14 protein-coding genes are annotated in these 12,986 nt (G+C 68.5%); 10 read left to right on the forward strand and 4 right to left on the reverse strand.

The annotated features are described in order from the left end of the window. Positions 1–68 precede the first annotated feature (68 nt). Positions 69–527 carry a hypothetical protein gene (locus POS15_RS18605; RefSeq protein ID WP_019185443.1) on the reverse strand — a complete coding sequence of 153 codons (459 nt, stop codon included), beginning with the start codon at positions 525–527 and terminating at the stop codon, positions 69–71. A 181-nt stretch (positions 528–708) separates the two neighbouring features. Here POS15_RS18605 and POS15_RS18610 point away from each other — a divergent pair, with 181 nt between their 5' ends. From POS15_RS18610 to POS15_RS18625, 4 genes are all read left to right on the forward strand, one after another. After that, entirely contained in the window at positions 709–957 is a 249-nt protein-coding gene (locus POS15_RS18610) for a hypothetical protein (RefSeq protein ID WP_284128630.1), read from the forward strand. 123 nt (positions 958–1,080) lie between these two features. Further along, positions 1,081–1,998 carry a bestrophin family protein gene (locus POS15_RS18615; protein WP_019185441.1) on the forward strand — a complete coding sequence of 306 codons (918 nt, stop codon included), beginning with the start codon at positions 1,081–1,083 and terminating at the stop codon, positions 1,996–1,998. A gap of 27 nt (positions 1,999–2,025) precedes the next feature. Then, positions 2,026–3,015: a porphobilinogen synthase gene (hemB, locus tag POS15_RS18620; RefSeq protein WP_284128631.1), complete on the forward strand. Its 990-nt coding sequence runs from the start codon at positions 2,026–2,028 to the stop codon at positions 3,013–3,015. Between the two features lie 34 nt (positions 3,016–3,049). Then, a complete protein-coding gene (locus POS15_RS18625) occupies positions 3,050–3,319 on the forward strand; it encodes an SHOCT domain-containing protein (protein WP_284128632.1) in 270 nt (89 codons plus the stop codon). Between the two features lie 66 nt (positions 3,320–3,385). Here the strand turns inward: POS15_RS18625 and POS15_RS18630 are convergent, their stop codons facing one another. Further along, the gene (locus POS15_RS18630) at positions 3,386–4,261 is read right to left on the reverse strand and encodes a TolB-like protein (protein WP_284128633.1); all 876 of its coding nucleotides are present in this window, start codon (positions 4,259–4,261) and stop codon (positions 3,386–3,388) included. A 53-nt stretch (positions 4,262–4,314) separates the two neighbouring features. Between POS15_RS18630 and aroE the strand changes: the two genes are divergently transcribed. From aroE to dinG, 3 genes are all read left to right on the forward strand, one after another. Then, positions 4,315–5,160, forward strand: coding sequence for a shikimate dehydrogenase (gene aroE, locus POS15_RS18635; protein WP_102788661.1), 846 nt, complete (start codon positions 4,315–4,317; stop codon positions 5,158–5,160). Between the two features lie 10 nt (positions 5,161–5,170). After that, the gene (locus POS15_RS18640; RefSeq protein ID WP_019185436.1) at positions 5,171–5,533 is read left to right on the forward strand and encodes a hypothetical protein; all 363 of its coding nucleotides are present in this window, start codon (positions 5,171–5,173) and stop codon (positions 5,531–5,533) included. 141 nt (positions 5,534–5,674) lie between these two features. Continuing rightward, on the forward strand, positions 5,675–7,777 hold the full coding sequence (gene dinG, locus POS15_RS18645) for an ATP-dependent DNA helicase DinG (RefSeq protein ID WP_019185435.1): 2,103 nt from the start codon (positions 5,675–5,677) through the stop codon (positions 7,775–7,777). Positions 7,778–7,800: 23 nt separating this feature from the next. On the opposite strand, the gene POS15_RS18650 is transcribed toward dinG, so the two are convergent. Beyond that, positions 7,801–8,430 carry a hypothetical protein gene (locus POS15_RS18650; RefSeq protein WP_284128634.1) on the reverse strand — a complete coding sequence of 210 codons (630 nt, stop codon included), beginning with the start codon at positions 8,428–8,430 and terminating at the stop codon, positions 7,801–7,803. An 84-nt stretch (positions 8,431–8,514) separates the two neighbouring features. Then, positions 8,515–10,353 carry a dihydroxy-acid dehydratase gene (ilvD, locus tag POS15_RS18655; protein ID WP_019185433.1) on the reverse strand — a complete coding sequence of 613 codons (1,839 nt, stop codon included), beginning with the start codon at positions 10,351–10,353 and terminating at the stop codon, positions 8,515–8,517. 204 nt (positions 10,354–10,557) lie between these two features. On the opposite strand from ilvD, the gene POS15_RS18660 reads away from it, so the two are divergent. Genes POS15_RS18660 through POS15_RS18670 form a run of 3 tightly spaced genes read left to right on the forward strand, consistent with a single transcriptional unit; the run spans position 10,558 to position 12,962 of the window. Next, positions 10,558–11,121, forward strand: coding sequence for a DUF1190 domain-containing protein (locus POS15_RS18660; RefSeq protein WP_019185432.1), 564 nt, complete (start codon positions 10,558–10,560; stop codon positions 11,119–11,121). Positions 11,122–11,124: 3 nt separating this feature from the next. After that, positions 11,125–12,303: a glutathionylspermidine synthase family protein gene (locus tag POS15_RS18665; RefSeq protein WP_070472522.1), complete on the forward strand. Its 1,179-nt coding sequence runs from the start codon at positions 11,125–11,127 to the stop codon at positions 12,301–12,303. Beyond that, positions 12,303–12,962 carry a hypothetical protein gene (locus POS15_RS18670; protein ID WP_284128635.1) on the forward strand — a complete coding sequence of 220 codons (660 nt, stop codon included), beginning with the start codon at positions 12,303–12,305 and terminating at the stop codon, positions 12,960–12,962. The genes POS15_RS18665 and POS15_RS18670 overlap by 1 nt, the downstream gene beginning before the upstream one ends. Positions 12,963–12,986 lie beyond the last annotated feature (24 nt).

The raw sequence follows: 12,986 nt of genomic DNA on the forward strand, positions 1-12,986 counted from the left end.
CACCGACCGTTGGTCGGTGCGCTGGCCCGGCAGCCACGACCCACGGTCGTGGCCTACCGCGGCGCCGGTTAGCGCTGCGGCGTGATCGTCTGCGTGGGCAGGCGCGGCGCCGGCGGCGGGTTGGGTACCCAGATGGCCACGCCGGCCGCGCGCTTCTGCGTGGTCGGAATGCCGATGCCCACGCCACCGCCGACATGCGAGCCGTAGCTGCCCGCACCGACAGACATGCCCACCGGCGAACCGCTGGAGCCCACGCCCATCAGGATCACGCCGTTGGCACCCAGCGCGGCCGCCTCACGCTTGAGGCGCATGACGGCCGCATCGGTCTGGCCCTGCGTGCCGAAGCCGACCGCACTGGCCGATTCGAGCTGGGCGATTTCCTGTGAGCCCGCCGGCGGGGTGGAGTAGATCTGCACCGTGGCCGGATCGACCGGCGCACGCGCCTGGCCGAGCATGACCTTGGAGGTGCTGGCGCAGCCGGCGCTGAGCAGCGCCAAGCCCAGCAATGCGGCGCATCGGATGTTCATGGCGTTACCCCTGTGTGTGATGGCTGGGATGATCGGCGCTGGCGACTGAATCGGTGCCAACCCCTGCCAGTGCACCCTAGCACCGCCGCGGTGAGGCCCCCGCCAACGGCGTCTCGCTGCCGCTTGCGCCTGCGCCCGGAACCGCTATGGTGGGCCACGCATTCACCTCAAGGAGCCGGGCATGGGATTGATCAGTCTGTTGTGGGGCATCGTCGCGCTGCTCTGGATGATTGTGGCCCTCATCCCGCTGCTGGGCTGGGGCAACTGGTTCCTGATCCCGTTCGCCGCGGTGGGCGCGGTGATTGCTGCCATCGGCATCCTGTTCACCCACGCCAGCAAGCGCGGCCGGGCTTGGACCGGGCTGCTGCTCAACGGCATCGTGGTGGTGGTCGGCATCGTCCGGCTCGGGCTGGGCGGCGGCATCATCTGAGCCGTGCGGGTGCGACCGACCGTCGCAGCTCACGGCCGCCCGGCACCATCGGCGTAGAATGATCGGCTGCCGCATCCGGCTCCGCCGGCGGTCCACGCCCGTCCGGGCGCTCTCCCTGCACCGATGATCATTCGTCCTCGTCCCCACGGTTGGCAACTGCTCTACATCCTGCGCGGCTCCATCGTTCCGGCGGTGGCCCCGAAAGTCGTGGCGATCCTGCTGCTGTCCATTGCCGTCGCCGCCCTGGCCGAGCTGTGGCACCCGCCGGGCATCGAGCGCGTCTCGGTAGCGCCGTTCACGCTGCTGGGCCTGGTGCTGTCGATCTTCCTCAGCTTCCGCAACAACGCCTGTTTCGAGCGTTGGTGGGAAGGCCGCAAGCTGTGGGGCCAGCTGATCTATGAATCGCGCAGCCTGGCGCGGCTGTGCCAGGCCGTGCTGGTCGACGATGCGGCGCTGCGTGACCGCGTGTGCCGGCTGTGTATCGGCTTCGCGCATGCCCTGGCCGCCCGCCTGCGCGGCCGCGACGTGGCGTTGGCGGCGCTGCCGTGGGTGGCCGAGGCCGACCGCGTGCGTTTCGGCCAGCGCCGCAATGTGCCGGATCAACTGCTGGCGATGATCGCCTCCGATCTGGCCCAGGCGCTGCGCGCCGGTCAGCTCGATCCCTACCTGTACACCCAGTTCGAAACACGCCTGCATGCGCTCTCCAGCATCCAGGCCGGTTGCGAGCGCATCCTGACCACCCCGCTGCCGTTCGCCTACACGCTGCTGCTGCACCGCTGCGCGTGGCTGTTCTGCGTGCTGCTGCCGTTCGGCCTGGCCAGTTCGCTAGGCTGGGCCACGCCGGTGGTCTCGGCCGTGTTGGCGTATGCATTCTTCGGCCTGGACCAGCTTGGTGAAGAAATGGAGGAGCCGTTCGGGCTGGAATCCAACGACCTGCCGCTGGATGCGATGGTGCGCACCATCGAAATCGATCTGCTCGACAGCCTGGGCGTCCAGCCGCTGCCCGAGCCCCTGCAACCGCGGCAGTACCTGCTGCAGTAATTCCTGCCTTCCGTTCCGGAGCACCTCATGGCACACCCCGACTATCGCCCCCGCCGCATGCGTCACGACGAGTTCTCGCGCCGCCTCATGCGCGAAAACACCCTGACCACCGACGACCTGATCTATCCGGTGTTCGTGCACGAGCTGGCCGGCCGCGCGCCGATCGCCTCGATGCCGGGCGTGGAACGGCTCTCGATCGACGAGCTGCTCAAAGTGGCCGAAGAGGCGCTGGAACTGGGCATCCCGGTGATCGACCTGTTCCCGGTGATCGATCCGGCCGGCAAGAGTCTGGACGCGGCGGCGGCATGGGACGGGAACGGGCTGGCGCAGCGCGCGGTGCGTGCACTGAAGTCGCGCTTCCCCGAGCTGGGCGTGATGACCGATGTCGCGCTGGATCCGTACACCACGCATGGTCAGGACGGCATCATCGATGACGCCGGCTACGTGCTCAACGACATCACGGTCGAGGCGCTGGTCAAGCAGTCGCTCTCGCATGCCGAAGCGGGCGTGGACATCATTTCGCCCTCGGACATGATGGACGGCCGCATCGGCGCGATCCGCCGTGCGCTGGATGCCGCGGGCCACGTCAACGTGCGCATCATGGCCTACTCGGCCAAGTACGCCTCGGCGTTCTACGGTCCGTTCCGCGATGCGGTCGGCAGCTCGGCCGGCCTCGGCAAGGCGGACAAGAAGACCTACCAGATGGACCCGGCCAACGGCGATGAGGCCATGCGCGAGATCGCGCTGGACCTGGAAGAAGGTGCGGACATGGTCATGGTCAAGCCGGGCATGCCCTACCTGGACCTGGTGCGCCGGGTGAAGCAGCAGTTCGGCGTGCCGACCTTCGCGTATCAGGTCAGTGGCGAGTACGCGATGATGAAGGCCGCCTTCGCCAATGGCTGGCTGGACGAGCGAGCCTGCGTGATGGAATCGCTGATCGGCTTCAAGCGCGCCGGCGCCGACGGCGTGTTGACCTATTTCGCCCCGCAGGTGGCGCGTTGGCTGCGCGAACGCTGACAATACGCGCCCACCCCGATACAGGACGACGATGATGCAGACGATGGGATGGCTACAGTGGGTGACCTGGACGGCCGGCGTGCTCGCCTTTGCCGTGGTCATCGGGCTGGTGATCCGCGGTGTGCGCCGTGCCGCGCGGCAAGCGCCGGAGCAGCCTTCCGCCGCCGCGCGCATTGCCCGTGAGGCGCAGCTTTCGCCCGCCTTGCAGGCACAGCTGGCGGCGTTGAACCAGCGCAAGGATCACGGCGAGATCAGCGAGGCGCAGTACGAGCAGCTGCGCGCGGAGCTGCTGCAGGGCCATTGACGCTGGGCGGCGCCGCCTCCACGGGTAGAGCCACGCCACGCGTGGCTGCCTTGCGGCCCCGCGGCGTCAACCGCAGCCCATACCCCGCGGCGCTGCCGGCGCCTTGATCCGGTACAGATCCAGCCCACCGGCACGCGGTGCGCGTGCCATGCCAGCCAGCACCATCTCCGTGGGCTTGGACGCGTCCACCACCGGCGCGCCGGTCTGGCCGTCGGCGGTGTTGAACGACAACGTCAATGGCACCGCCGCCTGGCGGTGATCGCAGCTCGCCAGCAACACCTGCGAGCGCCCGTCGCTCGCCCGGGTGAACGCCAGTGCACCCTCGTTATCCAGCCAGGCCGCCCCGAGCTCGTCGGCGGCCGTGTTGAGCGGGGCGGGCAGGGCCTGCGCGGTGCCCCATCCATCGCCCTGCACGGGCGCCAGGTACAGATCGAAGCCGCCCTGGGTGTGCTTGCCGTTGCGCGAGAACAGCAGGGTGCGCCCGTCCGGGCGCAGGGCCGGCGCCCGTTCGTCCGCGCGCGTGTTGAGGGGGCCCGGCAGGGTCTGCGCGGGCCCGACGCTGCCATCGGCGGTCACCGGGGCGCGGTACAGGTCGAATCCACCCTGGCCGCCGCTGCGGTTGGAGGCGAAGTACAGCCAGCGGCCATCATGGCTGAAGTACGGGTCGCGCTCGTCGTGGGCGCTGTTGAGCGCGAGCGGGGCAGGGTCCTGCCAGCGGCCGTCGCGCAGCACCGCCTGCCACAGGTCCCAGCCGCCCTGGCCACCGGCGCGGTCGCTGGCCCACACGATGCGCTGGCCGTCCGGCGCGATCGTGGCCTGGGCTTCGTTGGCCTTGGTCGAGACCACGCCCATGCCCTCGATGCCGAATTCGGAAAGCGCCATCGCGGCGGGCGTGCAGAGTAAACTGGCGCTCAGCGCGAGCAGAGACAATGGAATGCGCATCATCGCGTCCGTTGGGGTTTGCGTTCCATTCTAGGCCCGGAGCAGGACAACCCATGACCGACCGTTACGCCGTATTCGGCCAGCCCATCGCGCATTCGCAGTCGCCGCACATCCACGCCACGTTCGGCCGGCAGGAAGGCCTGGCGCTGGACTACCGTGCGATCGAAGCGTCGCCGGCCGAGTTCCTGGCAGCGCTGGAGGCCTTCGCCGCCGAGGGCGGCGTGGGCGCCAACATCACCGCGCCGCACAAGGAAGCCGCCTTCGCACTGTGCACCACGCTGACCTCGCGCGCGCGCCGCGCCGGTGCGGTCAACACGCTGCTGCGCAAGGGCGACCGCTGGCATGGCGACACCACCGATGGCATCGGCCTGGTCCGTGACCTTACCGACCGCCACGGCCTGGACCTGCGTGGCCGCCGCACCCTGCTGATCGGCGCCGGCGGCTCGGCCCGCAGCGTGGCCCCGGCCCTGCTGGATGCCGGCATCCTGGAGCTGGTGGTGGTCAACCGCACCCCGGAGCGCGCCGACGCGCTGATCGATGCGATGGGCGAGCCGGGCCGCGCGATCACCCGCTACTGGGAAGACATCCGCGAGCTGGGCGATTTCGAGTTGATCGTCAACGCCACCTCGGCCGGCCGCGACCGCGCCGCGGAATTCAAGCTGCCGCTCTCGCTCGTCAACAGCATGACCACCGCCGTGGACCTCAACTACGGCGAGGCCGCGATTGCCTTCACTGCGTGGGCGCGCTCGGCCGGCTGCCGCAACATCGTCGATGGCCTGGGCATGCTGGTCGAACAGGCCGCCGAGAGCTTCCTGCAGTGGCACGCGGTGCGCCCGCAGACCGACGCGGTCTACACCGAGCTGCGGAACCGGCTGGCGCCGCTGGCCGGCGAGGACTGAGCCGGTGGACATGGACCTGCTGGTCTCGATGCTGACCATGGTGGGCGTGCGCCTGCCGGTACTGATCGCGCTGGCGGTCGCGGTGGTCTGGGTGGTGGACACCCCGCGCGGGGCGATCCGCAGTGTTGCCCTGGGCGCGCTGGGCCTGCTGGCGCTGACCACGCTGGCCGGCCTGGTGCTCAACCTGGTGCCGATGTGGATGGTGCAGCAGGGCAACTACGAAAACCTGCAGCTGATGTCCAAGCTGCTGGGCGCTGGCCACTTCGCGCTCAACCTGTTCGAGGCGCTTGCCCTGGTCCTGCTGGTCTGGGCGATGACCCGCGCGCTGCGCAGCCGCGCCGTTCCGCCCGCTGCGCCGCTGCCGCCGCGTTGAGCGGATGCAGCAGGCTGTCGCGGTCCACAGTGTTGGCGTGGGTCGCGTCACGGATATGAACCGGCGCGGAAAATGGCGCCGGTCACGACCGCCGGGTCGTGAGAAAATAGGGACCGTGATCCAGTCAGGCAGTCCTCCGGCGTGACCGAAAAAGTTGAAGCCCCCCGCGCCCTGAACGACGAACTCAAGGCCGGCATCCGCGACGCCTACGCCAAGCTGCAGGCCAATACGCCCGGCTTCAGTACCCGGCGCTCGCAGAGCCAGATGATCGGCGTGGTGTCGCGTGCGCTCTCGCACAGCGGCGGCGTGGGCGTGGTTGAAGCCCCGACCGGCGTCGGCAAGTCGCTGGGCTACCTGACCGCCGGCGTGCCGATCGCGCTGGCGACCAAAAAGAAGCTGGTGATCAGCACCGGCACCGTGGCGCTGCAGTCGCAGCTGGTCGAGCGCGACATCCCCAATTTCCTCAAGGCCACCGGTATCGAAGCGACGGTGGCGCTGGCCAAGGGCCGCACCCGCTACCTGTGCACCCGCAATGCCGCCGAAGCGCATGGCGATGGCGCGCAGGAAGGCATGTTCGAGGACGAGCAGCCGCTGTTCGATCGCCCGTTGGCGCCGATCGAGATGGACCTGGCGCAGTCGCTGAGCAAGGCCTTCCTCGAAGGCCGCTGGAACGGCGACCTGGACAACGCGCCGGAAACGATCAGCAACACCCTGCGCTCGCGCATCACCACGCCGGCCTCGGGCTGCGCCGGGCGCAAGTGCGCCTACGCCGCGCAGTGCGCCGTGCTGCGTTCGCGCAACACCGTGCGCGAGGCGCAGATCGTGGTGACCAATCACGCGCTGCTGCTGTCGGCGCTGTCGATCGGTGAGAGCGACAACGGCCAGCCGCTGATCGCCCCGCCCTCGGACATGCTGCTGGTGCTCGACGAAGGCCACCATATCGGCAACGTCGCCATCGACCAGGGGGCGGCCAGCCTCGCGCTGGACGAGATGGCCAAGCGCACCGGCCGCCTGCAGATCCTGATCGCCGCCGCCTACCGCGCGGTGGACAAGGACAAGCTGGGCAACCTGCTCCCCAACGAGGCGATCGAGGTCGCCGCCAAGGTCAGCAAGCAGCTCAAGGCCTTCCGCGATGTGATCGACCGCAGCTGGCGGCCGGACCCGTCTGCACAGGAGCCGATGTGGCGCGCCCCGAACGGCCGCCTGCCGGAGATCTGGATGCCGGACATCGAGGCCATCGCCGACGACACCCGCGCGCTGTTCAACTGGGCGCATGCCGCGTTGACGCAGGTGGCCAAGGGCAAGCCCGAGGATGCCGCGCGCGAACGCCTGCAGCGCAACCTCGGCATGGCGCTGGAGATGATCGAGCAGCAGCACAACCTGTGGACCGGCTGGCGCCGCGAAGACAAGGACGGCCAGCCGCCCACCGCGCGCTGGATCACCCTCTCGCGCGATGGCGACCTGGTCCTGCACGGCTCGCCGGTGTCGGCCGCCAACGTGCTGCGCAAGCTGCTCTGGGATGAAGTGGACTCGGTGGTGATGACCTCGGCCACGCTGACCGGCGGCGGCGACTTCCAGGCGCTGGCGATCGACAACGGCATTCCGGCCGAGGCCGAGATGGTCTCGCTCGCCTCCCCGTTCGACCTGCCCAACCAGGCGCAGCTGATCGTGCCGGCGTTCCCGGTCACCCCGGACGACAAGGAAGGTCACCCCAAGGAGATCGCCAAGTACCTGGTCAAGGAACTGGACTGGGGCAAGGGCAGCATCGTGCTGTTCACCTCGCGCTGGAAGATGGAAAAGGTGGCCGAGCTGATGCCGGCCGCGCAGCGCAAACAGGTGCTGGTGCAGGGCGAGACCGCCAAGCAGAAGATGATCGACGAGCACCTGCGGCGTACCTCGGCCGGTGAGGGTTCGGTGTTGTTCGGGCTGAATTCCTTCGGCGAAGGCCTGGATCTGCCCGGCGAAGCCTGCACCACCGTGGTGATCACCCAGGTGCCGTTCGCGGTCCCGACCGACCCGCAGACCTCCACGCTGAGCGAGTGGTTCGAAAGCCGCGGCCTGAACGCCTTCAACCTGATCGCGATCCCGCACGCCCTGCGCACGCTGACCCAGTTCTCCGGCCGGTTGATCCGCACCTCCACCGATACCGGTCGCGTGATCATCCTCGACTCGCGGCTGCTGACCCGCCGCTACGGCAAACGCATCATCGATTCACTGCCGCCGTTCAAGCGGGTGATCGGGTAACACGGGCAGCTCCTGCGACCCGATCAGCGTGTGCGGCCCTCGGGCGTGGTCGTAGTGTCGGGGTGGCGGCAGGACTGAGCGGAATACGCCTGCCGGTAGCTCTGGCCGAAGCACCGGACGAACGCATCGACCACATCGAGGTTGGGCGGCCAGGCGACCTGCACCACCTCGCCGTTCGGCATCGCGAAGCTGAAAAATCCATCCTTGACGTTCACCTCCGGCGGCGCTGGCAGGGCTGCCAGCGCCGTGCGGGCAGCGGCCAGGGCCGGCCGGTCCTTCTCGATGAAGGCGATGCTGGCATCCACGTAGGGATTCCAACCGCCAGCGTCGGGCGCGGGCTTGTAGGTCTGCCGCATCAATGCGACCGCCTGTGCGTCCTGCCCGGCCTGTGCACGCATCTGCGCTTCATGCCAGATCATCGTGCTATTGCCGGCGGCCTTGGGCTGCGCACGATAGGCCGCGATGAGATCGGCGGCCGCCAGCTGGCACTCCGCCTTCTCCGCCATGGGGCGCCAGCCGCCCCCCAGATCCTGATCGAACTGCTCCGGCGTCAACGCCAGCATCGCAGTGAGATCCACCGCGCATTCGTCGGCAACGGCGGGACAGGCGGCGGCCGACAGGGCCAGAGCCAGCAGAGAGCGCGAGCCGTGCATCGTCACATCCTTGTGCAGAGGTCTGGAGCGAGTGTTGGCCTACGGCACATTGCCGGTCAAGCCGGGCGGCGCCTCCAGGCGCTCTCAGTCCTCCAGCTTCGCCAGATCCCGCACCGCGCCCTTGTCGGCACTCGTCGCCAGCAACGCATAGGCTTTCAACGCGCCGGTGACCTTGCGCGGGCGCGCCTCGCGCGGTTTCCAGCCCAGTGCATCCTGTTCGGCACGGCGTGCCGCCAGCGTGGCGTCATCCAGCAGCAGATCGATGCGCCGCGCCGGGATGTCGATGCGGATGCGGTCGCCGTTGCGCACCAGGCCGATGGTGCCGCCCGAGGCCGCTTCCGGCGAGGCATGGCCGATCGACAGCCCGGAGGTGCCGCCGGAGAAACGACCGTCGGTGAGCAGGGCGCATTGCTTGCCCAGCCCCTTGGATTTCAGATAGCTGGTCGGGTACAGCATCTCCTGCATGCCCGGGCCGCCGCGCGGGCCTTCGTAGCGAATCACGACCACGTCGCCGGCGACGACGTCATCGGCGAGGATGCCCTGCACGGCGGCGTCCTGGCTCTCGAACACCCGCGCGTTGCCTTCGAACACATGGATGGATTCATCCACGCCGGCAGTCTTCACCACGCAGCCATCCACGGCCAGGTTGCCACGCAGCACGGCCAGTCCACCTTCTGCGGAGTACGCATGGGCGACATCGCGGATGCAGCCTTCGGCGCGGTCCACGTCCAGCGTCGGCCAGCGCGTGGCCTGGCTGAACGCGATCTGGGTCGGGATGCCTGCCGGCCCGGCGCGGAAGAAATCGTGCACTTTCTCATCGGTGCTCACCGCGACATCCCAACGTGCGATCGCCTCGGCCAGGGTGCGGCTGTGCACGGTCGGCACGTCGGTGTGCAGCAGGCCGCCACGCGCAAGCTCACCGAGGATGCCGAACACGCCGCCGGCGCGATGCACGTCCTCCATGTGGTACTTCGGCGTGTTCGGGGCGACCTTGCACAGCTGCGGCACACGGCGCGAGAGCGCGTCGATGGCATGCAGGTCGAAGTCCACTTCCGCCTCCTGCGCCGCCGCCAGCAGGTGCAGGATGGTGTTGGTCGAGCCGCCCATCGCGATATCCAGCGTCATCGCGTTCTCGAACGCCTGGCGGGTGGCGATGCCGCGGGGCAGCGCACCGATCTCTTCGCCGCCATACCAGCGGTGGCACAGCTCCACGATCAGGCGGCCGGCACGGCGGAACAGCTGCTCGCGGTCGGCGTGCGTGGCCAGGGTCGAGCCGTTGCCCGGCAGCGACAGGCCCAGTGCCTCGGTCAGGCAGTTCATCGAGTTGGCGGTGAACATGCCCGAGCACGAGCCGCAGGTGGGGCAGGCGCTGCGCTCGTATTCGGCGACCTTCTCATCGCTGGCGCTTTCATCGGCGGCGATCACCATGGCATCGACCAGGTCCAGCTTGTGCTCGGACAGGCGCGTCTTGCCCGCTTCCATCGGCCCGCCGGAAACGAACACCACCGGGATGTTCAGGCGCAGCGCAGCCATCAGCATGCCGGGGGTGATCTTGTCGCAGTTGGAGATGCACACCAGCGCATCGGCGCAGTGTGCGTTGGCCATGTACTCCACCGAGTCGGCGATGATCTCGCGGCTGGGCAGCGAATACAGCATGCCGTCATGGCCCATGGCGATGCCGTCATCCACCGCGATGGTGTTGAATTCCTTCGCCACGCCGCCGACCTGCTCGATCTCGCGCGCCACGAGCTGGCCGAGGTCCTTGAGGTGCACGTGGCCGGGCACGAACTGGGTGAACGAGTTGGCGACGGCGATGATCGGCTTGTGGAAGTCGCCATCGGTCATCCCGGTGGCGCGCCACAGGGCGCGTGCGCCAGCCATGTTGCGGCCGGCGGTGGAGGTGCGGGAGCGGTATTCAGGCATGGTGGCTGGCAGGATCTGGCGGGCCGTGGGGGCGCGTTTCGCCTCGATTCTGCCGAAAAATTCCGGTTGCGTTTGCAACCACCTTCGCCGCTGCCGCGCGATCGAATCCTGAAACGCTGTTCATGTTTTCGACTTTGCCGGTTTTGGTTGTTCGCGCCGATCAGGCATGATTGGGGAGATAACCGCATTAGGGGGCATGACGCCATGAAACGTTCCAGGACCACTGCGCTGCTGCTGATGAGCGCTGCGCCGCTGCTGTTCACCGCCTGCCAGAAGAACGAGGCCGTGCAGGTGCAGGAAGGGCTCTATACCTCGGTGCAGGCCTGTACCGAAGCCACCGGCGATCCGTCCAGCTGCCGCAATGCCTTTGCCGAAGCGCAGAAGCAGTCGGCCGATGCCGCCCCCAAGTACGCCACGCGCGAAGCCTGTGAGGCCGAGTACAACGCCGAGCAGTGCGTGGAACAGAAGACCTCCACCGGCCACTCGTTCATCGGCCCGATGATGATGGGCTTCTTCATGTCGCAGATGCTCAGCAACCGGGGCGGCGCGGGCCTGGCCCAGCAGCCGGCGGCGGCGCCGGCCTACCAGGACAAGGCCAAGGGCTGGGCCCGTCCGGGCCCGTCCACCGGTGGGCTGAACACCGCCAGCGGCATCGGCGCCGGCAAGGCCGGCCTGGCCCCGGTCAACGCCACCCCGAACCGGGCGGTCACTGCCAGCCGCGGTGGCTTCGGCAACTCCAGCAGCAACCGCAGCAGCGTCGGCGGCTGATCGATGCAGCGCGTGCGTATCGCCGAGCGCAGCCAGTGGCGCGCCCGGGCCGAAGAGTCGGGGTTCCGTTTCCACACCATCGATGGCCTGCCGTACTGGGATGAAACCGCGTATTACGCCTTCACCCTGCGTCAGATCGAGCAGGACATCGAAGATCCCAGCGCCGAGCTGCATGCCATGGCGATGGACCTGGTGGACGAGGTGGTGGGCAGCCAGCAGCTGATGGACCAGCTGGCGATCCCGCCGCAGTTCCGCGACTGGATCGCCGACAGCTGGCGCCGCCGCGAGCCGCACCTGTATGGGCGGCTGGATTTCGCCTACGACGGCAGCGGCCCGGCCAAGCTGTACGAGCTCAATTACGACACGCCCACCTCGCTGTTCGAAGCCTCGTTCTTCCAGTGGCAATGGCTGGAGGACCAGCGCAACCAGAACCGGTTGCCGCCGCACGCCGACCAGTTCAACGCGATCCATGAAGCCTTGGTCGAACGGTTCGGTGAACTGGCCGCGCAGCTGCCGCCGCCGCTGTATTTCAGCGCGGTGGGTGCGTCGGAAGAAGACCAGGGCACGGTCGCCTATCTGCGCGACTGTGCCGCCCAGGCCGGCCTGCGCGGCGAAGCGATCGCGATCGAAGATATCGGCCTGTCCGAAGACGGGCGCTTCACCGCGCTCGACGACACCGTGATCGGCAGCCTGTTCAAGCTGTACCCGCTGGAAGACCTGATGACCGAGTCGTTCGGCCAGGCGTTGCCTGCCTCGGGCGTGCAGTTGCTGGAACCGGCCTGGAAGGCGATCCTCAGCAACAAGGGCGTGCTGCCGCTGCTGTGGCAGCGCCACCGGGGCCACCCGAACCTGCTCGCCGCCGAGTTCGACGACGGCAGCGAGCTGCCGCGCGGCTGGGTGCGCAAGCCGCTGTTCTCGCGCGAGGGCGCCAACGTGGCCATGCACCTGGCCGATGGCAGCTGGCAGGAAAGCGAAGGCCCGTACACCGGCCCGGCGATCCGCCAGGCGGCGCATCCGCTCACCGCGTTCGATGGCGGGTATCCGCTGATCGGCAGCTGGGTGGTGGGCGACCAGGCCTGTGGCATGGGCATCCGCGAAGACAACAGCCGGATCACCCGCGACAGCGCCCGCTTCGTACCGCACGCGATCATCGACGAAGCGCCGACGCGTATCTATCTTTGATGGCTGTTCAACGTCGGCCCGGTTCACGCGGGCGCACCACGCCTGTGCCTGGCCGTCACTTCGATGACGGCCGCAGCCTGCAGGCGTTTGCCGATCGCGTGGCTGTACGCTGCCACCGCTGCGATACGCCAGGCTGGGTGCTGGCGAGCTGGGCACCGTATCGCTGGACCGCACGCTTCCGCTGCACCGGTTGTAGCGCGGCATTGGATAGCGTCGACAACCCCTGGGTGGGCCCGGTCCGCCTGGATGGGCGTCGGCCCTGTGGCCACTGCGGACACCGATGGCTGTCCGTACACCAGAACCGACCATCTGCGACCATCGGGGTGCCGGGCACGTTGCCTGCGGAGTGCGCGCAATGCGGGCGCAGCAGCGAGGTCAGCGTCACGGTACGCCCACTGCGCGCTGGGGACCCGGCCGATCCGCATTTCGGCCTACCCCTGCGCCTGGTCGAGCCGACCCGCGCCGGTCTGCTATGGGCGTACAACACAGCGCATCTGCAGGCCCTTCTGGATTACGTCAACGCGTCACTGCGCGAAAGCCGTGGCGTGCATCGTTCAATGTTCTCCCGCCTGCCGGGGTGGATGAAGCTTGCCCGCAATCGTGCGGTCGTGCAGAAGGCGATAGCGCGCCTGATCGTCAGCGCCCGCATCGGTGGGTAGGTACCGACCGTTGGTCGGTACGCG

The sequence above is a fragment of the Stenotrophomonas sp. BIO128-Bstrain genome (assembly GCF_030128875.1).
Lineage (GTDB): Bacteria > Pseudomonadota > Gammaproteobacteria > Xanthomonadales > Xanthomonadaceae > Stenotrophomonas > Stenotrophomonas bentonitica_A.